Source organism: Algoriphagus ornithinivorans (assembly GCF_900115305.1).
Taxonomy (GTDB): domain Bacteria; phylum Bacteroidota; class Bacteroidia; order Cytophagales; family Cyclobacteriaceae; genus Algoriphagus; species Algoriphagus ornithinivorans.
This window is the reverse complement of sequence record NZ_FOVW01000001.1, coordinates 205,131-228,916: the sequence shown is the minus strand read 5'-3', so window position 1 is coordinate 228,916 and position 23,786 is coordinate 205,131. Positions and strand designations below refer to the sequence as shown.

Below are 23,786 nucleotides of genomic sequence, written 5' to 3'. Positions count from 1 at the left end.
TTTTTATTAAAACCTATAATCCAAAATCAAGTTCAAATTCGCCATATTAATCCGATTGATCACATATTCTAAGGGGATTTCCTTTTCAGAATTTTCCTTCTTCAAAGCAACTAGAAACTGTAAGTCCAAACCTTGAAAGAAGCCGTCAAACTTATAGTCCAATAAGCCTGTGAAATGGATGTAATTTGGGATTCCATATTTGTTTAAAGCAAGGTTGTCAATCCCAGGAGTTTTGACATGTGATGCCCCAAAGCTCATTTTAAATTTATCTTTCACCACCTCCTTATCAAGCTGTAACATTACTGCATTTGCACCTCCCAGGCCTTCAAATCTTTCTCTTTGAAGCGTAACAAAGAATTGTTCCCTCCCCCATTCTCTAGGGAAAAGAAATCTTCCAGAATTAGAGATTCCCAGATAATTAATGGAAACACTTGTATTTGGCCAATTCATTCCCGCTCTCGCCCCAAATCCTGAAGAATTTTCATTTGGCAATATGTATGTAAGATCGGGATCAGGATTCCCCCCATCATTGATCGCTTCCTGATAAAAGGCTTGAACACCCCAAATCCAGTTCCATCCATGATGGGATGGGGATTTACCATTCAATTGTAACATAGTGAGCCCAAACACATTCTCAGAAAGATAATTCCAAGACTCTACGGACCAGGTTCTTCCCTCATATTCAACCCCCAAAACGCCAATTCCTTTTGAATCCACCTCTTGGTCATACTCTTTCACAGACTCCAATGGATGCCTACCTGAATCGAAAAATCCAAAGGACTCTTCTACTGGCAGCCATTCCAAAGATCCTCTCGATATCACATGAGAGAACCAAGCTCCACTGACTTTCCAATTATTTACTTTCCAATCCACTGAAAGTCCACTGAACAAATTGGGTCTCATTATATTATCTGAAGCATTTAATAATGGACTTTCAAAGTGATGTCTTCCAAACCATGCAGAGATATTTTCTTTTTCGAAAGAAAGGTAGAACTCTTCCAATCTATCCATATCCTTGTGGTTTTCTGGATGGTGCACATCATAGAGGAGCAGTTCATATCGATTTGACTTTCCAGTTAGTGGGTCCTTGGCAATGATATTATTTTCGAAATGTCTAAAGACGAAAAACCCACTAAATCCAATTCCAAATCCTTTCCATCGAGGCGAGAAATAACCCAGCCCAGCTCCTGTACCCCAGGTTGAATAGTCTGTCAATGCCCCTTGATTGATTGTGGTCATGTAAAAAGACCTCAAATGAAATTCAAAAGAGCCACTCTTCAGGATTTGCCCAAATAGCTTTTGATCTGTTTTTTCAGTTTCAACCGATGGAGTTTCATGTTGAGCCTTTAACTCAAATGCATGAAGACCCAAGAATAAAACCAGTACAAATGTGGTAAGTAACCTTAACATATATCAGTGACTTTGATCACATGGGTTTCCTTTAAATGAAAAATGGCAAGCTCGAAGGCTTGCCATTTTCTTTGGAAGAAAGACTGGTTTACAACAAGGTAGTTGGGCAAACATAGTCTGTTACTTCAAATTTTCCTGATTCCTTGATAGCTTTAAAACCACCATCCACATCAATCAGATTATCATACCCTCTAGCTCTCAAAATAGAGTTGAATACCATAGATCTATAACCTCCTGCGCAGTGCACGTAATAGGTTTTATTCTTATCTACTTTCAGCATGCTCTCATTGATATAATCTAAAGGAGCATTTTCAGCACCTTTGATATGCTCTGAAAGGAATTCGGAATTCTTTCTCACATCCAGAATAGGGACATTAGGGTCAGCTTCTTGGATTTTTGCCAATTCAGCTGCGCTGATGGAAGTGATGCTATCTATTTCTTTACCGGATTTTTTCCAGCTGGCAAATCCGCCATTTAAGTATCCTAAAGAATAATCATAGCCTACTCTTGCCAGTCTAGTGATTACTTCTTCTTCTCTGCCCTCTTCCGCAACTACCAGGATCTCCTGTTTAACATCAGGAATCATGGCACCAACCCATACAGCGAATGAACCATCTATTCCAATATTAATTGAGTTGGGGATAAATCCTTTGTTAAACACCTGTGGAGCTCTTGTATCCAAAATCAATGCTCCTGTCTCGTTTGCCACAGTCTCAAACTCCTCTGGAGAAAGTGGCTTAACACCTCTTTCCAATACCTCATCAATACTGTCGTAGCCCTGTATATTCAACATCACATTTTGAGGGAAATAGGCAGGCGGCGGAGTCAAGCCAGTAATAACCTCTTTGATAAATTCCTCTTTGGTCATTTCTTGAAGCGCATAATTGGTCTTCTTTTGATTTCCCAAGGTATCAGATGTTTCTTTACTCATATTCTTGCCACAGGCAGATCCGGCCCCATGAGCGGGATAAACAATCAAATCATCCGGTAGTGGCATGATTTTATTTCTCAAAGATTCATAAAGGTGTCCTGCCAGCTTGTCCTGAGTTAAATCCTCCACAACTTTTTGAGCGAGATCAGGTCTTCCTACGTCACCAATAAATAAGGTATCTCCTGTAAAAATAGCTTCCGGCTTACCTTCCTCGTTGAATAGTAAATAGCAGGAGGACTCCATTGTATGACCCGGAGTATGAATAACTTTAATTTTTGCCTTCCCAATCTGAAATTCCTGATTGTCTTCCGCAATAATAGCTTCAAAACCCATTTTCATAGGCGTTGGACCATAGACGATTTTGGCTCCTGTTTTAGCAGCTAAATCCTTATGTCCCGAAACAAAATCAGCATGAAAGTGTGTTTCGAAAACATATTTGATTTTAGCATTTCTGCGCTCGGCTTTTTCGATATAGGGCTGAACTTCTCTCAATGGATCTATCACAGCTGCTTCACCATCAGATTCGATATAGTAAGCCCCTTGGGCTAGACATCCGGTATAAATCTGTTCTATTTTCATAATTTTATTTTTGTTCTTTTTTCAAATGATGGATCAAAATTAGAGATCCAATCATGGGTATAAAATGACTTTTGTCACACTGGCTTAGGCAGTTTTTGTGACATTTTTTTCAATAATTTGAGTCAATTGGTGGGCAGGAACTACTCCAGATTCCCTCCAAAGGATTTGGCCTTTTTGGAATAGGATCAAAGTGGGAACACCTCTTACCTGATAAGAACTGGCTGCAAGAGGATTTTTGTCCACATCTACTTTAATTATTTTCACTTTTTCTCCCACTTGCTTGGCTGTAACTTCTAAGATGGGTTGCATCATTTTACAAGGACCACACCAAGTAGCGAAAAAATCCACTAAAACAGGAGTTTCTCCATTGATTAATTCCTGAAATGTCTTTGGTTTGCTTGTCATATCAGCGCTATTTTAAATTTCTAAACAAAGATAAAATGACCGCTTTGTCAAAGTCGGTAATGTTTATCACTTAGAAGAAACAGGTCAGACTTTTAAAAAGTGCTAAAAAACCCTGACTTGGGAATAAATTTTATATTTTCGTCCGTCAAAATTACCTTATTAATGCTCAATTTCAAGCAAATCAATAATGTCACCGGCTGGGTGGTTTTTTTGGTAGCCACTTTGGTCTACGTGTTGACCGTCGAGGAGACGGCAAGTTTTTGGGATCCGGGAGAATTTATAGCTGTATCCTACAAGCTTCAGGTTCCCCATCCTCCAGGAGCTCCTTTTTTCCTTCTGGTTTATAGAATGTTCAGCTTTTTGGCATTCGGTAACGAACTGGAAATTGCTTACTGGATGAATGTGGGAAGTGCTGTATTCTCAGGTTTCACCATTTTATTCTTGTTTTGGTCTATTACGCTATTTGGAAGAAAACTTTTCAAAATACAGGAAGGTCAAGAGTCTAAAGGGGAAACCATCAGCTTGATGGGTGCAGGTATCGTAGGTTCTCTTATTTACACATTTTCAGACAGTTTCTGGTTTTCAGCAGTAGAAGCAGAAGTTTATGCCATGTCATCCTTTTTCACGGCGATTGTAATTTGGGCTGTATTGAAGTGGGATGTGGTCAAAGATCCTCGTGAGGAGAACAAATGGATGATTTTGATCGCCTATCTAGTAGGTCTTTCAATCGGGGTCCACTTGCTTAACTTGGTGACACTACCGGCTTTGGCATTGATTTACTATTTCAAAAAATACGAAAAGCCAAATTTGAAGGGGGCTGTGATTGCGTTCTTTTTCGGCGGTGTAGCATTGGTAGTAATTAATAATTTTATCATACCCGGGCTTCCTAGCTTAGCAGGTTCCACTGAGATCTTTTTTGTCAATAGCCTAGGTCTTCCTTTCGGTTCAGGAATCATTTTCTTTTCCTTAGCCTTCTTCGCTATCCTTTTTGTGGCTTATCGATACTCTAGAAACAAGGTTCTAGCAGGGTTAAATACCATTTTGCTTTCATTAATATTTATCCTCATCGGCTATAGTTCCTATGCTTTGATTGTAATCCGGGCTAATCAGGATCCAGTGATTAATGAAAATGCTCCAAAAGATATTATTAGCTACGTTTCTTATCTCAAGCGAGAGCAATACGGCTATAGACCTTTGATTCACGGACAATATTTTACTGCTGAGCTAATCGATCAGGAAGAAGGAGCCCCAGTATACAGAAAAGGCAAAGACAAATATGAGATAGCTGATTATGAGTTGAAAAACACTTATAACCCTGAAAAGACAACCATTCTGCCTAGGATTTACTCTACTCAGGAAAACCACAAAAGAATTTATAGACAAAAACTTGGGCTTAGAGAAGGTCAACAACCTACATTCGGAGACAATATTTACTTTATGCTCAGCCATCAGCTGGGACATATGTATTTCCGCTATTTCATGTGGAATTTTTCCGGAAGAGAAAGTGACTTTACGGATGCTCCTTGGATAGGGATCACTGATGCATTTTCTGATAAATTCCCGGAATACATCACAGAAAACAAAGCACATAATAATTACTTAATGCTCCCGCTCTTACTGGGAATCATAGGATTATTTTTCCAGGCAAAAGCGGATCCTAAATCCTTTTATGTCAACCTTATGCTATTCCTGATGATGGGGGTAGTATTGGTACTCTACCTGAATTCCCCACCAGTAGAGCCTCGTGAAAGAGATTATATCTATGTGGGTAGCTTTTATGCTTTTGCTATTTGGGCTGGAATGGGAGTATTAGCCATTGCTCATGGAATCGGCAAATTCACCAAAAATCTGGCAACTGCTGGAATAATCGCAACCTTGATTACCCTCCCAGTTGCGGGCTTGATGGCTGTAGAAAACTGGGATGACCATAACAGACAAGGACGTTATTTCTCTGTGGATGCAGCAAGAAACTTCTTGGCTTCCTGTGCTCCAAACGCGATTTTATTTACTGGTGGAGATAATGACACCTTCCCGCTTTGGTATGTGCAGGAAGTGGAAGGCTTTAGAACTGATGTCAGAGTCATCGTATTGAGTTACTTCGATACTGACTGGTATGTGGACCAAATGAACCGTCCGGTCAATGAGTCTGATGCCCTACCTTTCTCACTCGCTCCAGAGCGATACCAAAAAGGAACCAATGATGTGCTATTTGTCATGGAAAGAGATGGACTGGATGCTATCAGTGCGAGAGAATATCTCAAACTTTTGAACTCAGGTTCTGACCTTCTGAAAATGAAGACAGGAGGAAAAAGCCAAGTCAACATGGTTCCATCCAGAAATTTGATTTTGGAAGTGGATAGTGCCTCCGTATTCAGCAAGGATATCATTCCAGAGCAATTCGAACCTTTATTCGCTCCGCAGATTAATCTTCAGGTCAAAGGAAACTATGTAACCAAAGGAACTATGATGTTGATTGATCTGATCGTTACCAATAATTGGGAACGCCCGATTTATTTCAACAATACCTCCTTGGCTACAATTGGAGTTAACTTGGAAGAACATGTAGTGATGGAAGGTTTGACCTATCGTCTACTGCCTATACGCAAGCCTGGCTATGTAAGAGAGGAATTGGTCAACGCTGATTTGGCTTATGAAAATTACATGAACGAGTTTGCCTTCCGTGGCATGAATAATCCAAATGCTTATTTGGATGAAGAATATAGAAGATTTGCCTCCAACCATAGAAGTGCCATCAACAGTATTGTCATGGCCTTATTGGATCAGGATGATATGGAAAAAGCTGCTAATCTTCTGAATTATGGATTGGAAGTCATGCCAAATGAAGCAATTCCATACGATCTATCCAGTGGGCAGTCTGTTCCTTTGTTCTTTGAAGTAGGAGAAGAAGAGAAAGCTCTGGATATTATCGATAAGATTTCCAACCGATCTCTGGACATGATAGAATACTATACTGCGGAAAATAGAGATTATGATAGAGAGATGATGATCTCTATTGAGATGGTCAAGTACTTTATTCCTTTATTGGAGGAAAGAGGCTATCAGGATAAAGCTCAAGAATTGAGTTTAAGACTTAACTCTTTGTTGGGAACCGAAAGTCAAGGTCCTAGCAGACTGCAGCGAAGAGATTAAAAAAAATGGCCGGGTATTTTAAAGATCCCGGCCATTTTTATTTTTTCCACAGAATATAGAAGAGATCCAACCCTTTTTTAGGATCATCCACCAGAGGATAATCCTTATGGGTGATTTGCACTACTGAATCACCTTGTTGTTGATGCAATTTATTGCGATTCATCCTATTGAGGATTTCATAAGGCATTCGAAGTATCCATGTAGGTAATTTGTATTGGAGATCAAAAATATCAAAACGCATGATTTTCTGTACAGATTGACGGTTGGCTTCATGATAGGTCCAAACTTTCTCATTGCCACCAATTCCTTTTGCCTCCACTTTGTCAAATATTCCAGCACTTAAATCAATGAGTTGCTGAGGAACATATTCTCTGATATGCCATGGATTTCTGGAAAGTGTATGGGTATTATTAGGAGTTGAAATTATGGCTTTACCTCCAGACTTTAGCATTCGGTAAATTTCCTGTAAAAACAACCGGTCATTCTGGATATGCTCTATCACCTGAAAGCTTACAATTGTATCAAAAGACTCATCCTCAAATCCTTCAAAAGGGGGAATAACTGCCTGCCTAAAATCAACTCCGGGAAATTTCTTTTGCAAGTCTGCGATCACTTCACCTATCTTATCCAAGCCAACATAACTGTCAGCCATGGGCAATAAAGTTTCAACTCCTCTGCCCTCTCCACAGCCTATTTCTAAGAGATTTCCACTGATCCAGGGTTTTGCTGCAATGTATGCCTTCAATAATCGTTGGTGAATAGGATTATCGCTAACCAACTTGTCCGAGGCGATTTCCGTTGTATAGGTAGCCATGTAAAATTTTACTATTTTGGCAAAAGTAAGGTTAATTTTTAAAACCAGAGATAACACCCAATGAAGCAAAAGACCATTCAACTTTCAATTTTTTTCGCACTGGCATTTCTATGTGCGCTTCCCTCATTTTCCCAGAAAAGATTAGCCGATTATAATCAAGCCCTTCGATATTCCAGATATTCAAGGTTGGCTTTGAAAATCATCCCTCAAAAAAAGAGTTCCTCCACTTTTTTGGCTCAGATGATAGTGGAGAAAATTGAAGATCAACCCAACTTTAATACTTACAGCTTTTCATATGCCTTGGCTGATGGCTACCAAACAGCAATCAAACCTGAGGAAGTAAATATTCTCATTGCTGAAGATTTGAAATATGACACCGACAGGCATTGGGTATTTGAGAAAGAAATCCAGATTCCTGAGAGTCAAGAACAGGCCATTTTGCTTTTCACTGCCTTAGACACCCGTCAGGGAGATGAATATAATTATCATATAGATCTCAAAAGTCCATTTGTATTTGATCACCCCAGTTTTGGTGCATACTATGCCAATGGAGTTCCTTTTGATCAAAACTACTTACCCGCTGGTGAAGCGCTGCTATTTAAAAGCTTAGCAGGGCCTAGCATCCATAGTTTCTTTTATCCTATGGATTTTGAAATACCTTATCCACCCATGGAAACCAAACCGGCACCGGTTCCAAGGGAATTAGAAGTCAAAGACAAAGGGGATTTTCTTTCCAATGTTCCTCATGAACTTGATGAAAAGGGATATTTCTTTTTCCAGCAGGATACGAGTAAGTCCACTGGCCTTTTGATCCGAACCACCCATGATGCTTATCCTAAAGTGAAAGATTGGGATGAAATGGTGGACATGGTGACATATATTTCTACTAGAAGGGAGCATGAATCTCTATTGATAGCGGAGGATAAAAAAAGAGCGTTGGATCAATATTGGTTGAATTTGACCAGAAATCCAGAGATCGCCAAAGAACTCATTCGGGAGTATTTTAGACAAGTTGAGTTTGCTAATATTTTGTTCACAGACTTCAAAGAAGGTTGGAAAACAGACAAAGGGATGGTGTATATCGTCATGGGTCCACCGCAAGAAGTCAACTTTTATCTAGACCGTGAAGTATGGAGCTATCAAGGATTGGACGAGAGTTCGAAAATTAGATTTACCTTTGCCCGCGTAAAAAATATTCTCAACCCACATTATTACACCTTAAACCGATCCAGGGCCTATCAGCCGATCTGGTTTAAAAACATATCCCAATGGAGAAGCGGAAAGATGGCTTTCTAATAGAAAAAGGAGCTCAAGACAAAGATTTTATTTTTGGAACACGTGCAGTCATGGAAGCTATCCATGCTGGCAAAGAACTAGATAAGGTATTGGTTCAGAAGGAACTGAACAATGACCTGATCAAGGAATTACTTCAGCTATGCAAAGGCTCAGGCCTACCTGTGGTGAGGGTTCCTGAAGCTAAATTGAACCGCATCACCCGTAAAAATCATCAGGGAGTCATAGCACAAACATCGGCCATCGCTTATGCTTCTTTGGACCATGTGATTGATAATTGTTATGCAGTTGGAAAGTCTCCCTTGATTTTGGTCTTGGATCATATCACTGATGTGAGAAACTTCGGAGCCATCGCCAGAACAGCAGAATGTGCGGGAGTAGATGCAATAGTTATCCCTGAAAAGGGAAGTGCTCAGATCAACTCAGATGCCATCAAGACTTCAGCCGGAGCTTTAAACTTCCTTCCCGTGGTGAGAGTAAGAAATCTATTTTACACTTGCAGGGATTTACAAAAAATGGGCTTAAGTCTCATCGCCATCACTGAAAAGACTGAAAAATCCATGTATGAGGCAGATTTTTCAAGTCCTGTTGCTATGGTAATGGGTTCAGAGGAAGATGGAATCTCTCAGGAAATTTTCGGAATCGTAGATGACAAAGTCAAAATCCCTATGGCAGGAAACATTGAAAGTTTAAATGTCTCAGTTTCTGCCGGTGTAGCGATATACGAGGCAATAAGACAGAGAAAAGCATAAAAAAAGAGGACTTCAAATGAAGTCCTCTCCTTTTTTCCGGGCATTGGAAACAAAGTCCCTAAACTTCTTTTCCCCATCCAAAGGACAAATCAAAAGAACATTCTCTGTTTCATTGATTAGGTAATTTTTGAGTCCTTCCACTACAACCAATTTTTCACTGTCCACTTTGATAAAGCTGTTTTCAGTGTCATACAACATAGCATTGGCCTCCACCACATTGTTGTGCTCATCCTTTTCTCTCAACTCATGTAGGCTGTACCAAGACCCAAGATCAGACCATCCGAAATCGCCCAAAATCACGTAGACATCGCTGGATTTTTCCATCAGGCCATAATCAATGGAAATATTTTTCACCTGTAAATATGCCTTACTCACAAAATCAAGTTCTGCATCCTTGCCGAAGAACTCTTTGCCTTCGTCAAAAATTTCTGCCACGTCAGGCATATGCTTTTGAAATGAACTCAGTAGACTGCTGCATTTCCAGACAAAAATTCCGGAGTTCCAGACAAAATCTCCACTTTCTATAAATGTCTTTGCCAGTTTGCTATTAGGTTTTTCCGTAAAGGTTTTGACCTTCAGGGCCTCTTCAGAGTTTTTGGATTCCAGATATTGGATATATCCATATCCGGTTTCAGGTCTATTAGGCTTAATTCCTACTGTAATAAGCCTTCCTTCAATAGTCGCTTCTTTTAAGGCTTTCTGAATGGTTTTAACGAATTTTCCCTCCTGCAAAATCAAATGATCAGCCGGGGTAACAATCATACTGGCTCCTGGATCTATAGAGTTTACTTTGTAGCATGCATAAGCGATGCAGGTAGCCGTATTTTTTCTATTTGGCTCACTTAGGATTTGATGATCTTCCAATTCCGGCAACTGCTCTTTTACCAGGTTGACGTACTTTTTATAGGTAATCACGAAGAATCGATCCTTGTCCGCAACTTCCAAAAATCTATCATAGGTCATTTGAAGAAGTGACCTTCCAGTCCCGAGAATATCCAAAAATTGCTTCGGCCTCTTTCTTCTACTATGAGGCCAAAAGCGGGTGCCAATTCCCCCCGCCATGATGATGATGTAGGGTTTTTCCTGCATTAATTCGTTAAACTATACCTTCTTTCATTAATTCATGAATATGGATAAATCCTGCGATTTTTTCCCCATCCATGGCCACTAATTGAGTAATATTATGATTACGCATCATATTCAAGGCACGAATGGCGTATTCATCCTTTGAAATAGTCTTTGGATTTCGAGTCATAATATCTTTTGCCTGAAGATTTTGGATATCCAGTGTTTTTTGAAGCATCCTTCTCAAATCTCCATCGGTAATAATCCCTAAAAGTTGATCATTCTCGTCTGTTACAGCGGTGGCTCCCAATCTTTTCCCAGAAATTTCTACAATGACTTCTGCAAGGCCAGCATCTTCTTTTACTTTAGGAATCTGCTCCGAGCTAAGCAGGTCATCAACTCTCAGGTAAAGCTGCTTACCCAAGGAACCTCCCGGATGATATTTTGCAAAATCATCTGAACTAAATCCTCTGGCTTCCAAAAGACAAACGGCCAATGCATCTCCCAAAGCTAGATGAGCGGTAGTACTTGTAGTAGGCGCAAGATTATGCGGGCAAGCCTCCTCTCCTATGGAAGCATTCAGCACATAATCAGCATGATCTGCCAAATAACTATTGGGATTGCTAACCAAAGCGACCAACACTGAGCCGAGCTTTTTCAACAAGGGGACCAAAACTTTGATCTCTGAAGTATTACCACTCTTGGAAATACAGATGACTACATCTTCTTCCAGCACCATGCCCAAATCCCCATGAATAGCATCTGCTGCATGCATGAAAACTGCGGGAGTTCCGGTGGAATTTAAGGTTGCTACAATTTTATTGGCGATAATGGCGCTTTTACCAATTCCAGTAATGACAACGCGACCTTTTCCTGTCAGAATCCTTTCCACACAGGCCTCAAAATCCCCGTCTAAATAATCAATAAGCCTAAGAATAGCCTCTGATTCATTTTGCAGGACCCTAGCCGCTGTATTTTTAATATTTTTAGCTAAATTCAATTTTACCTGTGTTAATCACTAATTTTGTACAAAGGTATAAAAGTAATAAATCATTCCTGTTTACAGCTTTACGTACCCTTAAAGCCCCTGTTCAAGTGGAAGAAAAAGTAAAAGCAGATCTTAAGCACATATTCGGATTCAGTCATTTTCGAGGGAATCAGGAACTCATAGTTGACAACCTGCTCAAGCAGCGTAATACTTTTGTCATCATGCCAACCGGAGCCGGCAAATCGCTGTGCTACCAATTACCGGCTGTGGTGAAGGAAGGAACCGCGATAGTCATTTCTCCTCTGATTGCCTTGATGAAAAATCAGGTTGACCAATTGAATGCAATTGGAATCAATGCCTATTTTCTGAACTCAACGCTCAGTAAGTCTGAGTCTAATCGGGTTAAGTCCGAAGTATTAAAGAAAAATACTAAACTTCTTTACGTGGCCCCTGAGTCACTGACCAAAGAAGAGAACATAGCCTTTTTGAAGGAAGCTCACCTGAGTTTTGTAGCAATAGATGAGGCGCATTGTATTTCTGAGTGGGGACATGATTTCCGCCCGGAATACAGAAAAATCAAATCTATTGTCGCTCAGATTGCTCCCAATCTGCCAATTATCGCATTGACTGCCACTGCTACGCCTAAAGTTCAGCAGGACATTCAGCGAAATTTACAGATGGAAGAGGCGGATTTGTTTAAGTCCTCATTCAACCGGACCAACCTATTTTATGAGGTTAGGCCAAAAGTAAAGAATGAGTCCAAAAAACAACTAATCAAGTTTATCAAATCCCACAAGGGGAAATCAGGTATCATCTATTGCCTTAGCCGAAAAAAGGTGGAGGAAATAGCTGATCTTCTCAAAGTAAATCAAATCAACGCTGCTCCTTATCACGCAGGCTTGGACTCTTCCGTTAGAATCAAAAACCAAGATGATTTCCTCAATGAGGAACTGGATGTGATTGTAGCAACCATCGCTTTCGGAATGGGGATTGATAAACCGGACGTGCGATATGTCATCCACTACGATGTACCGAAGTCTCTTGAGGGATATTATCAGGAAACCGGCCGTGCAGGTAGAGATGGTTTGGAAGGCCATTGTCTCATGTTTTACCGATATGAGGACATCCTGAAACTGGATAAGTTCAATAAAGATAAAGCCGTTACAGAAAGAGAAAATGCCAAAGTCCTACTTCAGGAAATGGCAGCCTATGCAGAAACGGGAGTTTGTCGCAGAAAATTTATCCTCAACTACTTTGGAGAAACCATGGAGGAAGACTGTGGTTTCTGCGATAACTGTAAGCGCGTTAGAGAAACTTTCGAGGGAATGGATTTTCTCACCCTGGCCTTACAAACTACCAAGCTTACCAATCAGCGATTTGGTTTGGAGCACTTGGTAAAGGTCCTGATAGGCGAAAAAACAGATTACGTCACAAGCTATAAGCACGACAAATTAGAAGTCTTTGCAAAAGGACAAGACCAAACAGAAAAGCTTTGGACATCTGTTTTCCGACAGGCTTTGGTCATGAATCTCTTGGAGAAAGACATCGAGAATTACGGTGTTCTGAAACTGACCAAAAAAGGCCAGGAATTTCTGAATGAGCCTTACTCAGTACAGCTGCATAACGATCACGATTTCGAAAAAGAGCTGGAAAATGAACAACCGGAGGTTGAGGTTTCCTCAGGTGGAGTAGCTTATGATGAAAAACTTTTTGAGTTACTTAAAGCCGAGCGAAAAAAAGTAGCCCGACAGAAAAACCTCCCTCCCTATGTGATTTTCCAAGATCCATCTTTGGAGGAAATGGCAACGGTTTATCCAACCACCCGAGAGGAATTAGCTCAAATCAACGGGGTAGGAATGGGAAAAGTGGCTAAATTTGGGTCATCTTTTCTGAAATTGATCGCTTCCTATGTGGAGGAAAATGAAATCGAAACAGCTTCAGATGTTGTTGTCAAATCCTCGGGAACAAGATCAAAAGTGAAGATTTCAATAATCCAGCAAATCGACCGCAAGATTGATCTGGATGAAATCGCAGAAAATTTGAATATGAGTATGGGTGAGTTGCTTCAGGAAATAGAGCAAATCATCTATAGCGGAACTAAACTAAATATCGATTACTACATTCATCACATCATGGATGAGGAAAGAGAAGATATTCTTCATGATTACTTTATGAATGCGGAAAACGATAGTATAAAGGCAGCGCTTGACGAACTTGAAGATGAGGATTTTGCAGAAGACGAACTCCGTGTTTATCGAATCAAGTTTATCTCAGAGCATGCCAATTAAACTGAATTAATTCAATGAATATACTTCTATTGGGTAGCGGAGGCCGCGAACATGCCTTTGCTTGGAAAATAGTACAAAGCCCAAAATGCAGTCAGCTTTATGTTGCACCGGGTAATGCCGGGACTTCTGAAATAGCAATCAACCTTTCCATAGGCGTTACAGACTTTGAAGCGATTAAGGCTGCTATCCTTGATAAAAAGATTGATTTGGTGGTAGTCGGACCAGAAGCTCCTTTAGTGGAGGGTTTGGTAGATTATCTTCTTTCCTTCGATGAGACCAAAACAATTCCTGTAGTCGGACCTCCCCAATTAGGTGCGACTTTAGAAGGTAGTAAGGATTTTTCCAAGCGCTTTATGCAGCGGAATAATATCCCTACAGCTGCCTATGAAACCTTTTCCGTTCATCAGTTGGAAGAAGGTTTAGCATATTTAGAAAAGCAAAGTCTTCCGATCGTAATCAAAGCCGATGGTCTAGCAGCCGGTAAAGGTGTATTGATTTGTGAGACATTAGAAGATGCTAAGGCTTCTTTGAAGGAAATGCTTCAGGATCAAAAATTTGGCGAAGCCTCTTCCAAAGTAGTGATTGAAGAATTCCTGACAGGAATAGAGCTTTCGGTCTTTGTTGCCACGGATGGCAAAAGTTATAAAATATTACCTGAGGCAAAAGATTACAAGAGAATTGGGGAAGGTGATACTGGTCTGAATACCGGTGGCATGGGAGCTGTTACTCCTGTTGTTTTCGCAGATAAAGCTTTCATGGATAAGGTGGAAGAGCTGATCGTTCAGCCAACTGTCGCCGGTCTTGCAGCAGAAGATATTCCTTACAAAGGGTTTTTATTCATTGGCTTGATGAATAATAATGGAAATCCATATGTGATTGAATACAATGTGCGGATGGGTGATCCAGAGACCGAAGCGGTTTTACCACGAATTGAAAGCGATTTTCTTGAGTTACTTTGGGCCATTGGAACGGGTAACCTGAAGGATTATGAGCTTTCTATTTCTCCTGATTATGCTACAACCGTTGTGATGGTAAGCGGAGGATATCCGGGTTCTTACGAAAAAGGATTTGAAATTTCTCTTCCTACTTCAGTTGAAGGGGCTACGATTTTTCATGCGGGAACTTCCAGCAACTCAGAAGGCAAATTAGTAAATCAAGGTGGAAGAGTATTAGCTGTGACTGGGAGAGGAAAAGATTTGGAAACGGCTCTAAAAAACTCTTATGCCGCCGTTAATCAAATCAAATGGAATAAGGCCTACCACCGTAAGGATATTGGTCAGGATATTCTCAAATTGATTAAATAAACCCAAAAATTCAGGGCGAAAGCCTTTATAGATATATGTCTGGATGTAGTAGCTGCTCCACCTCCACTGGAGGTACCGGAGGCTGTCAAAACAACGGCACCTGCGGAACGAGCGATTGTAATAAAATGAATTCCTTTGATTGGCTAAGCCATATGGGAATTCCTCAAGTTGATAATTTTGATATTGTTGAGGTTAAGTTTAAAGGCGGTAGAAAGGAATACTTTCGAAATGTAGACTACTTAAGCTTGACAACAGGAGATCCTGTGGTAGTAGATGTGCCCAGCGGACATCATATTGGCTATGTTTCCCTGCAAGGGGAGTTGGTTCGCCTTCAAATGCAAAAAAGGAAAGTTCGGGATGATGATAATATCCTGAGAATTTATCGGATTGCAAACCAGAAGGACATTGAAAAATGGGAGGAAGCCAAAAACCGAGAAATTCCCACCTTATACAGATGTAGACAAATTGTGGAGGAATTAGGGCTTAAGATGAAAATGTCTGATGTAGAATATCAGGCGGATAATTCTAAGGCCACCTTTTATTACTCCGCCGATGAACGGGTGGACTTCCGTGAACTGATCAAAGTTCTGGCGGGTGAGTTCAGAATCCGGGTAGAAATGAGGCAGATCAGCCTGAGACAAGAGGCTGGCAGATTGGGAGGAATTGGAGTTTGTGGTAGAGAGCTTTGCTGCTCTACTTGGCTTGTTGACTTCAAGAACGTCAGTACCTCTGCCGCCAGATATCAAAATCTCTCTTTGAACCCAAGTAAGTTAAGCGGCCAATGTGGAAGATTGAAATGCTGCTTAAACTATGAATTGGATACCTATATGGATGCCATTAAGGATATCCCTGAGGTAGACAAGCCCCTTCAAACTGAAGCTGGAATCGCCAAACTTCAGAAAACAGATATTTTCAGGAAGTTGATGTGGTTCAGTTACAATAATGATAATGATTGGCACAGTATCACTTGTGAAAGGGTAAAAGAAATTCAGGAACTCAATGCAAAAGGCGTCAAGGTTTTCAATTTGCAACACAATGAATCCTCTGAATTGGAAGATTTGGCAGCTCAATCTACCAGAGAGCTAGAGTTGCTGGATAAGAAATTTGCTAAGAAGAAAAAGAAGAAAAAACCTAGAAATAGAAGCAGAGAACAGCAAACTTCCAATAGTCCCCAGGCAGCAAGTCCAAGACCAGCTTCAGAAAACAGGGAGAACAGGAACAAAGGACCTAGAAATCCTGAGGCTGGTCCTAAGCAAGATGGGGGAAATCCGGAAAATAGAAAGAGAAGAAATAAGAATAGAAAGAAGCCTAGAAATCCACAAAATCAGGCTCCAAATCCTGCTAATCCACAAGCTAAGCCGGATAATCAAGGAGGTAATAACCAGCAAGGGCCTGCAAAAAAAGAAAATAAGAGACGCTTTCCACCTAGAAAAAACCAAAATCCAAACAACAACTCGGGTAATGAATAGCTTGCGAATTCTTTGTTTTCTCGGTTTATCCCTCTGTCTGTATTCCTGCTCTGGAGACAGACTATATGAAGATTACATTTCTGTCAATGAAACTTCAGGCTGGAATCAATATGATAGCTTAAGTTTTGTAATCGGAGATTTACCTATTCAGGACAAAAAACCAATTATTGGAATCCGGTTTACAGAAAACTACCCTTTCTCTAACTTTTATATGAGGGTGATTTCCAAGGATTCTACCGGTCAGATTACAGAAAATCGCCTAATCAATATTCCCTTATTTGATTCCAAGTCAGGCGAACCATTGGGAACTGGATTTGGGAGCACTTATACTAAGTTTGATACCATGCCTTTCCAATTGAAGGAAGGAACACAATCAATCGTCTTGCTACAATATATGCGTCAGGAAAATTTACCTGGGATTGAGTCTGCAGGAATCAAAATTTTAAAATAAAAATGAGGCTGGCTCAAAAGTGAAATTTGTCACATTGAGCGTCCCGACAACTGTACGGGATCGAAATGTAGGCCAAAACGATAGAAATGGCCTTCGACTCCCTGCCTGCGTCAGGCAGGCGCTCAGGCTGACAATAGGGCTTATTCTGAGACAGCCTCATTTTTTTAACTTCTCATTTTTTTATAGGCATTGATCAAGCCATTGGTTGATCCATCGTGAGAATTGATTTCTTCTTCATTTTGTAATTCCGGAAGAATTCCATTTGCCAGCACTTTTCCAAGCTCAACCCCCCATTGATCAAAACTGAAAATGTTCCAAATCGCCCCCTGAACAAAGATCTTATGCTCGTACATGGCAATCAGCATTCCGAGGGTATATGGAGTGATTTGCTTAACCAAAATAGAGTTGGTAGGCCTATTTCCTTCGAATACTCTATGAGGGGCAATTTTATCAATTTCCTCCACAGATTTCCCCGCCTTATTCATTTCACTTCTTACTTCTTCCAAAGACTTCCCTTTCATTAAGGCCTCGGTTTGGGCGAAGAAATTAGATAGCAGTTTGGGATGGTGATCTCCAAGAGGATTATGTGATATAGCCGGAGCTATGAAGTCACAAGGGATCAACTGAGTTCCTTGATGGATGAGTTGATAGAAAGCATGCTGACCGTTGGTTCCTGGCTCTCCCCAAATGATCGGACCAGTAGAATAATTAACTTTCTCACCTGATCTTGACACATATTTTCCATTGCTTTCCATATTGCCTTGCTGGAAGTATGCTGCAAAGCGATGTAAATATTGATCATAAGGCAAAATAGCCTCAGATGCCGCTCCCAAGAAATTGGTATTCCAAATGCCTATTAAGGCTAAAAGCACCGGAATATTTTGATCAAAATCAGATGTTCGGAAATGCTCATCCATGGCATAAGCTCCGGAAAGTAACTTTTCAAAATTTTCAAATCCAATAGCGCAGGCAATAGGCAGACCGATGGCAGACCACAGTGAGTACCTTCCTCCTACCCAATCCCAAAACTCAAACATATTGGCGGGGTCAATTCCGAAGGCCTCAACTCCTTTGAGGTTGGTAGATAGAGCCACAAAATGCTTCGCAACAGCTGACTCGTCTTTGGCATGATCCAAAAACCAATTCCTTGCAGAATGCGCATTGGTCATGGTTTCCTGAGTCGTAAAGGTCTTGGAAGCGATGAAGAATAGGGTAGTTTCCGGATCAACTTTTTTCAAAGTTTCGGCAATGTGAGTTCCATCCACATTGGATACAAAAAAGATTTCAAGGTTTTCGGCTTGGTATGGCTTTAAAGCCTCTGTAACCATCACAGGACCTAAATCAGATCCTCCGATTCCTATATTAATCAAGCTTGTGATGGGTTTCCCTGTGTAGCCTAGCCATTTGCCCTGATTCACCTTATCAGCAAAGGATTTCATTTTTTCCAGAACAGCATTTACATCTGGCATAACATCTTTGCCATCTACAATCACAGCTCTATTGGAACGATTTCTCAAGGCAGTATGCAAAACAGCCCTATTTTCAGTTTCATTGATTGGTTGCCCGCCAAACATAGACTCGATCGCCTGACGAAGCTCAGTTTCTTTCGCTAAATCCAATAAAGCGCTTCTGATTTCATTATTTACGCGGTTTTTTGAAAAATCAACAAGGATATCTTCCAAAGAAATACTATATCTATCAAAGCGCCCCTTTTCCTCAAAAAGAGATTGGATCTGCAGTGTTTTGTATTTGGTAGCTAAGTCAAGTAGTCTCCCCCAAGCTGAAGTGGAGGTTGGGTTGATTGCCTTCATGTATAGGTTTTTAGGAATGAGGAACAAAATTAAGATTAATCCCCGATAGGAAAAGAACTGCTTGGATTTTGCTTCAAGAGAAAAACCTTTTTACTTAGATGTTTAGTATTCAAAATCTACTCATGCTTTTTAAAATTTCTATTTATTTTCAGCCTTTTCTCCTAATAAGCAGCTTATTAATAATCGCTCCTGCTGTTCAGGCTCAAACAAGATCAATCGAGCCATTAAATCGGCATTTTATCAATATAGCCCCAGAAGATTCAGTTAACGTCGCATTTTTGAAAATCAGCACCGAGTTAAGCGATAGTCTGAAAATCATCCGGTATTACGATTTATCAAACCGTATAATCAAAAAGGAAACTATCGGATTTAATTCTGAAGGAGGTTATCGAGAAAAAACTGTTCAAGAATATGACAGCCTTGGAGATTTGGTTTCACTCCATATCCAAAACTTAGAAAATCAACTTTCTATCACAACTTATTATTTCGATGGAAAACAAGTCGCTCAATCAATTTATGAAGGAAACGGAAATTACAGGGTAATACGAAATGGGGAAAATTCACCTCAGCAATTGGAGAAAAACAATTTCACTCCTCAATTGAATGCTTCAAAAGAAGAATGGGGTAAATTTTTCAACCGCAATTTCAAGGTAAACGGGATGAGAATCAAAGAGGATTTTCAATATGCCTTAATAGCGGTTTTAATTGATGAGAATGGCAATAGAAAAGAAATTGAAGTTGCAAACCCTCACCAAGTGGAGGATTATTTTGAGCAGAAAGCCTTAGAACTCATCTTAAAATGGGGTGATAATTATCTGCCCGCCCTTGACCCTTTTGGAAATCCAATTGAAAAATGGCTCTATATCCCACTTCAGTTTATCCGTTAAATTAGTCTTCGGCCTAAATAATTTAATCTGACTCAGAAGCACCAATACCTACTGAGCGAAGTCGAAATTTCCTTTTAGGTATCAGGAAATTTCGACACTCGCCAGAGTTTGATAGGTTTCTATTGAAGAATTTCAACAGGAGAATTGCTTATTTATTATTTAACTCTTCAGAAAATCTCGAAGTACATAATTCAGAATACCTCCATGCTTGTAATAAGCGATTTCAACTTCTGAATCCAACCTAGACTTAACTTTGAATTTTTTCTCACCCTCGTCAGATTTTGCAATAACATCAAGCTCTTGACCCGGGGTCAACCCTGCTTCAATTCCTGAAATGGTAAACTGCTCTTTCCCGCTTAATCCCAGAGAAGAGGCATTTTCTCCATCTAGAAACTGTAATGGCATTACTCCCATACCAACTAAGTTTGAACGGTGAATTCTCTCATAGCTCTCCGCAATGACCGCTTTGATTCCCAATAAATTGGTCCCTTTGGCAGCCCAGTCTCTTGAAGAACCGGAACCATATTCTTTGCCTGCCAACACAATCAATGGAGTTCCGGCAGATTGGTATTGAGTGGATGCCTCAAATACACTCATCTCCTCACCACTTGGAATATATGTGGTAAAACCACCTTCCTGAGTAGCTAATTGGTTTTTGATTCTGACATTGGCAAAGGTTCCTCTCACCATCACCTCATCATTTCCACGTCGTGAGCCATAAGAATTAAAATCAGGCCTTTGAACCCCCCTATTGATAAGGTATTTTCCTGCTGGGGAATTTTCTCTAAAAGAACCTGCCGGAGAAATATGGTCTGTGGTAATAGAGTCCCCTAATTTGAGTAAAACATGGGCTCCATTGATATCCTTTGGTTCTGGCACATCCACTGAAATACCCTTAAAGAAAGGCGCTTCTTTGATATAAGTAGACTCATCGTCCCATGGGTAAATCTCCCCTTCACCAGATTCCAAATTTTTCCAAATGTCATTGCCTTCAAAGATTTCTCCATAGCTTTTTTGGTAGTCTCCCGGAGAAAGTACCTGTCTGGCAATTTCATCAATCTCTTCCCTACTTGGCCAGATATCTTTCAAATAAACCGGCTCAAGATTCGGATCGTATCCTACAGGTTCATTATATAAGTCCACATCCACGCGACCAGTCAAAGCATAAACCACCACTAGCATTGGAGACATGAGGTAGTTCATTTTCACTTGAGGGTGAACTCTCGCTTCAAAGTTCCTATTCCCGGAAAGAACCGATGCCACAATCAAATCATTATCCTCCACTGCAGCTGCAATATGGCGAGGAAGTGGTCCTGAGTTACCGATACAAGAGGTACAACCATAACCTACGGTATGGAATTTCAAAGCCTCCAGATCATCCATCAGTCCTGCTTTTTCCAAATAGTCAGTGACTACCTTAGATCCGGGAGCCAAAGAGGTTTTGACCCAGGGTTTAACGTCTAATCCTTTTTCTCTAGCTTTTCGGGCAACCAAACCTGCTCCAAGCATTACCGAAGGGTTGGATGTGTTTGTACAGGAGGTTATTGCTGCAATAACAATTGAACCGTCATATAGCTCGAATTTTTCATTGTGAAGATCTACTGTAACAGTTTTGAGACCATTTTTTACTTTAGTCTCATAATTCACGTCTGTTTGGACTGCCGTATTTTCTGCACCTGCTTGTCCTCCTCCCTCTGCATACCAGCGGGAAACTTCACGTTTATCTATAGGAATGTATTCTCTTCCATGAGCAGATTTTAGTAATTCTTGGAATTTGGGCTTAAAATCTCTTACTAGAATTTTATCCTGTGGTCTTTTTGGGCCTGAGACAGTTGCTTCTACAGTACCCAAATCCAGTTCGACCAAAGACGAGTACTGGATCAAATCTTCATCTTTTCTCCATAGTAAGTTCGCTTTGCAATAATCCTCCACCAATTTGATCTGCTCCTCACTTCTATTGGTTTTTCCCATGTAATCTAAGGTTCTATCATCAATAGGGAAATAAGTCACAGTACATCCAAATTCAGGAGACATATTTGAGATGGTGGCTCTGTCAGGCACAGAAAGGTGATCCAATCCTGGACCGAAGACTTCGACAAACTTTCCGACCACTCCGTGCTTTCTCAATAATTCTGTAATAGTCAAAACCATGTCCGTTGCAGTAGTTCCTGCAGGCAACTTTCCTGTCAATTTCAATCCAACCACTTCTGGCATAATAAAATAAATCGGCTGTCCCAAAAGAGCTGCTTCCGCTTCTATTCCACCGACACCCCATCCAACAACACCTATACCGTTGACCATTGGCGTATGAGAATCCGTTCCCACCAAAGTATCCGGAAAAGCATTTCCGTCTCTGGTAATTACACCCTGAGCGAGGTACTCCAGATTGACCTGATGGCAGATTCCCATTCCGGGAGGAACAACTGAAAAATTATTAAAGGACTTTTGAGCCCACTTTAAGAACTGATATCTTTCTCTGTTTCGCTCATATTCTACCTCTACGTTCTTCTGATAGCTGTAATTCGTTCCAAAAAAATCAACCTGAACAGAGTGGTCGATTACCAAGTCTACCGGGATCAGAGGATTAATTTTTGAAGGATCTTTACCCTTCCTTTTAGCTTCTGATCTAAGTGAAGCAATATCAACTACTGCTGGTACACCTGTAAAATCCTGCATTAGCACACGGGCAGGTTTATAAGGAATATCTTTATCAGAAGGGCTAGGAGACCAGTTTAAAATAGTTTCTAAATGCTCTGGTGTAATTGCGAAATTATCGAAGTTTCGAAGGGCATTTTCCAATAAGATTCGGATGGAAAAAGGTAGGTGTTTTACTTTCTTGCCAGCCGCTTCCAACTTTTCCAAACTCCAATAGGTATACTCTCCGCTTGAAGTTTTGAGCTGGGATTTGATTTTAAATGGATCTAAGTTCATGGTAAAAAGGTATTAGAGTATAAAAACAATTTCTATTAAACTAACCAGAATCGGGGCATTTGGATTCCCCATATATGTAAAAGGTATTTATTTTTTGAGAATTTTGAGAACATTTCCTTGCTAAAAATTCTACATTCACCATTATTTCCCTCTTATTCATCATGATTTTACTGCGAATTTTTAGTGGGTTCTTTATCCTCGCCACTTTTCTCCCTTTGATTAAATGGGATCATTGGTGGATTCGGGTTTTTGATTACCCCAGAATCCAGAAGTTCCTAATCAACCTAGTGCTTTTAATAGGATGGGTTACTTTCTTTTCTCAATTCAATGTTGAATTTTGGATTTGGGTAGCACTATTGCTTTCATGCGAAGCTTTCTTAATTCGGAAAGTGATTCCCTTCACCCCATTGGGAAAGAAAATGATACAAAAAGTGAATTTTGACCAGCGTTCAGGAATTCATTTGATAGTGGCTAACGTATATCAATACAATAGGCAGTATCATAAAATACTTCGCTTAGTGGAAAAGGAAAGCCCAGATTTGGTGTTTATTGTAGAAACTGACCAAGCATGGGCTGATGCAATGAAGGAATTGGAATTTAAATATTCGGAATGCATCAAAATACCCCTTGACAACACCTATGGACTGCTTTTGTATACAAACCTTAAAATCGACAGACAAGAAACCCATTATCTGATTGATTCTGAGATTCCATCCTTAGAGCTGGATATAATATTGAACGATGGTCAAAAAATTACTATTTATGCCATCCATCCTACTCCTCCAGTGCCAGGTGAGAATTCGGTTAGTACAGAAAGAGACGCTGAAATACTTATAGTCGGGAAAAAATCTAAAGCAAACCCACTTCCTTCTTTGGTAATCGGAGATTTGAACGATGTGGCTTGGAGTTATACTACTGAACTATTTCTAAAAATATCAGAAATGGCTGATCCCAGAAGAGGTCGAGGCACATACAATACCTTTCACGCGAAAATACCCATTTTTAGGTGGCCTCTTGACCACATCTTTTTATCTAAGGAGTTTGGGCTTTCTGAGCTTAAAGTCTTACCAGGGATAGGCTCTGACCATTTTCCGATCAGTTTGAAGGCAGTCTTAACAAAAAGAAACACGACCGACACACTTCAGGCAAACGGGGACGAAAAAAAAGAAGCCCGTCAGAAAATTTCCAACGGGCTCGATTAAGATTAATCTGATTATCCGCAATCATGCCAGTTGCCTTATTTTCTTTGCTTGACTGG

General features: G+C 40.3%; 17 protein-coding genes. 9 read left to right on the top strand and 8 right to left on the bottom strand.

Features of this window, described 5'->3' with window-relative positions; genetic code table 11:
* Positions 1–6 precede the first annotated feature (6 nt).
* The 3 genes from BM073_RS01015 to trxA all read right to left on the bottom strand — a co-directional run bounded on the left by BM073_RS01015 (position 7) and on the right by trxA (position 3,325).
* A complete protein-coding gene (locus BM073_RS01015) occupies positions 7–1,410 on the bottom strand; it encodes a hypothetical protein (RefSeq protein WP_091649045.1) in 1,404 nt (467 codons plus the stop codon).
* An 88-nt stretch (positions 1,411–1,498) separates the two neighbouring features.
* Complete coding sequence (locus tag BM073_RS01010) at positions 1,499–2,920, bottom strand: MBL fold metallo-hydrolase (RefSeq protein WP_091649043.1); 1,422 nt, start codon at positions 2,918–2,920, stop codon at positions 1,499–1,501.
* 84 nt (positions 2,921–3,004) lie between these two features.
* The gene (gene trxA / locus BM073_RS01005) at positions 3,005–3,325 is read right to left on the bottom strand and encodes a thioredoxin (protein WP_091649042.1); all 321 of its coding nucleotides are present in this window, start codon (positions 3,323–3,325) and stop codon (positions 3,005–3,007) included.
* 162 nt (positions 3,326–3,487) lie between these two features.
* On the opposite strand from trxA, the gene BM073_RS01000 reads away from it, so the two are divergent.
* Positions 3,488–6,475, top strand: a complete 2,988-nt coding sequence (locus BM073_RS01000; RefSeq protein ID WP_091649041.1) for a glycosyltransferase family 117 protein — start codon at positions 3,488–3,490, stop codon at positions 6,473–6,475.
* Between the two features lie 37 nt (positions 6,476–6,512).
* Here the strand turns inward: BM073_RS01000 and BM073_RS00995 are convergent, their stop codons facing one another.
* Complete coding sequence (locus tag BM073_RS00995; protein ID WP_091649038.1) at positions 6,513–7,289, bottom strand: class I SAM-dependent methyltransferase; 777 nt, start codon at positions 7,287–7,289, stop codon at positions 6,513–6,515.
* Positions 7,290–7,349: 60 nt separating this feature from the next.
* On the opposite strand from BM073_RS00995, the gene BM073_RS00990 reads away from it, so the two are divergent.
* Complete coding sequence (locus BM073_RS00990; RefSeq protein WP_091649037.1) at positions 7,350–8,585, top strand: GWxTD domain-containing protein; 1,236 nt, start codon at positions 7,350–7,352, stop codon at positions 8,583–8,585.
* Positions 8,558–9,334, top strand: a complete 777-nt coding sequence (gene rlmB, locus BM073_RS00985; protein WP_091649035.1) for a 23S rRNA (guanosine(2251)-2'-O)-methyltransferase RlmB — start codon at positions 8,558–8,560, stop codon at positions 9,332–9,334. Before BM073_RS00990 ends, rlmB begins: the two co-directional genes overlap by 28 nt.
* 12 nt (positions 9,335–9,346) lie before the next feature.
* Here rlmB and BM073_RS00980 read toward each other — a convergent pair whose 3' ends face one another.
* Positions 9,347–10,423, bottom strand: coding sequence for a mannose-1-phosphate guanylyltransferase (locus tag BM073_RS00980; RefSeq protein WP_091649032.1), 1,077 nt, complete (start codon positions 10,421–10,423; stop codon positions 9,347–9,349).
* 7 nt (positions 10,424–10,430) lie between these two features.
* Positions 10,431–11,399 carry a KpsF/GutQ family sugar-phosphate isomerase gene (locus BM073_RS00975; protein WP_091649027.1) on the bottom strand — a complete coding sequence of 323 codons (969 nt, stop codon included), beginning with the start codon at positions 11,397–11,399 and terminating at the stop codon, positions 10,431–10,433.
* A 95-nt stretch (positions 11,400–11,494) separates the two neighbouring features.
* Here BM073_RS00975 and recQ point away from each other — a divergent pair, with 95 nt between their 5' ends.
* From recQ to BM073_RS00955, 4 genes are all read left to right on the top strand, one after another.
* Entirely contained in the window at positions 11,495–13,675 is a 2,181-nt protein-coding gene (gene recQ, locus BM073_RS00970; RefSeq protein WP_091649667.1) for a DNA helicase RecQ, read from the top strand.
* Between the two features lie 14 nt (positions 13,676–13,689).
* Positions 13,690–14,979 carry a phosphoribosylamine--glycine ligase gene (gene purD / locus BM073_RS00965; protein ID WP_091649024.1) on the top strand — a complete coding sequence of 430 codons (1,290 nt, stop codon included), beginning with the start codon at positions 13,690–13,692 and terminating at the stop codon, positions 14,977–14,979.
* A 125-nt stretch (positions 14,980–15,104) separates the two neighbouring features.
* Positions 15,105–16,448 (top strand): regulatory iron-sulfur-containing complex subunit RicT, encoded by a 1,344-nt coding sequence (gene ricT / locus BM073_RS00960; RefSeq protein ID WP_091649664.1) that lies wholly within the window; start codon positions 15,105–15,107, stop codon positions 16,446–16,448.
* Positions 16,441–16,899, top strand: coding sequence for a gliding motility lipoprotein GldH (locus tag BM073_RS00955; protein WP_091649021.1), 459 nt, complete (start codon positions 16,441–16,443; stop codon positions 16,897–16,899). Before ricT ends, BM073_RS00955 begins: the two co-directional genes overlap by 8 nt.
* A 164-nt stretch (positions 16,900–17,063) precedes the next feature.
* On the opposite strand, the gene pgi is transcribed toward BM073_RS00955, so the two are convergent.
* The gene (gene pgi, locus BM073_RS00950; RefSeq protein ID WP_091649018.1) at positions 17,064–18,710 is read right to left on the bottom strand and encodes a glucose-6-phosphate isomerase; all 1,647 of its coding nucleotides are present in this window, start codon (positions 18,708–18,710) and stop codon (positions 17,064–17,066) included.
* Positions 18,711–18,832: 122 nt separating this feature from the next.
* On the opposite strand from pgi, the gene BM073_RS00945 reads away from it, so the two are divergent.
* Positions 18,833–19,597 (top strand): hypothetical protein, encoded by a 765-nt coding sequence (locus BM073_RS00945; protein ID WP_091649015.1) that lies wholly within the window; start codon positions 18,833–18,835, stop codon positions 19,595–19,597.
* A gap of 159 nt (positions 19,598–19,756) precedes the next feature.
* On the opposite strand, the gene acnA is transcribed toward BM073_RS00945, so the two are convergent.
* On the bottom strand, positions 19,757–22,528 hold the full coding sequence (acnA, locus tag BM073_RS00940) for an aconitate hydratase AcnA (protein WP_091649011.1): 2,772 nt from the start codon (positions 22,526–22,528) through the stop codon (positions 19,757–19,759).
* A 161-nt stretch (positions 22,529–22,689) separates the two neighbouring features.
* On the opposite strand from acnA, the gene BM073_RS00935 reads away from it, so the two are divergent.
* Entirely contained in the window at positions 22,690–23,730 is a 1,041-nt protein-coding gene (locus BM073_RS00935; RefSeq protein WP_091649008.1) for an endonuclease/exonuclease/phosphatase family protein, read from the top strand.
* Positions 23,731–23,786 lie beyond the last annotated feature (56 nt).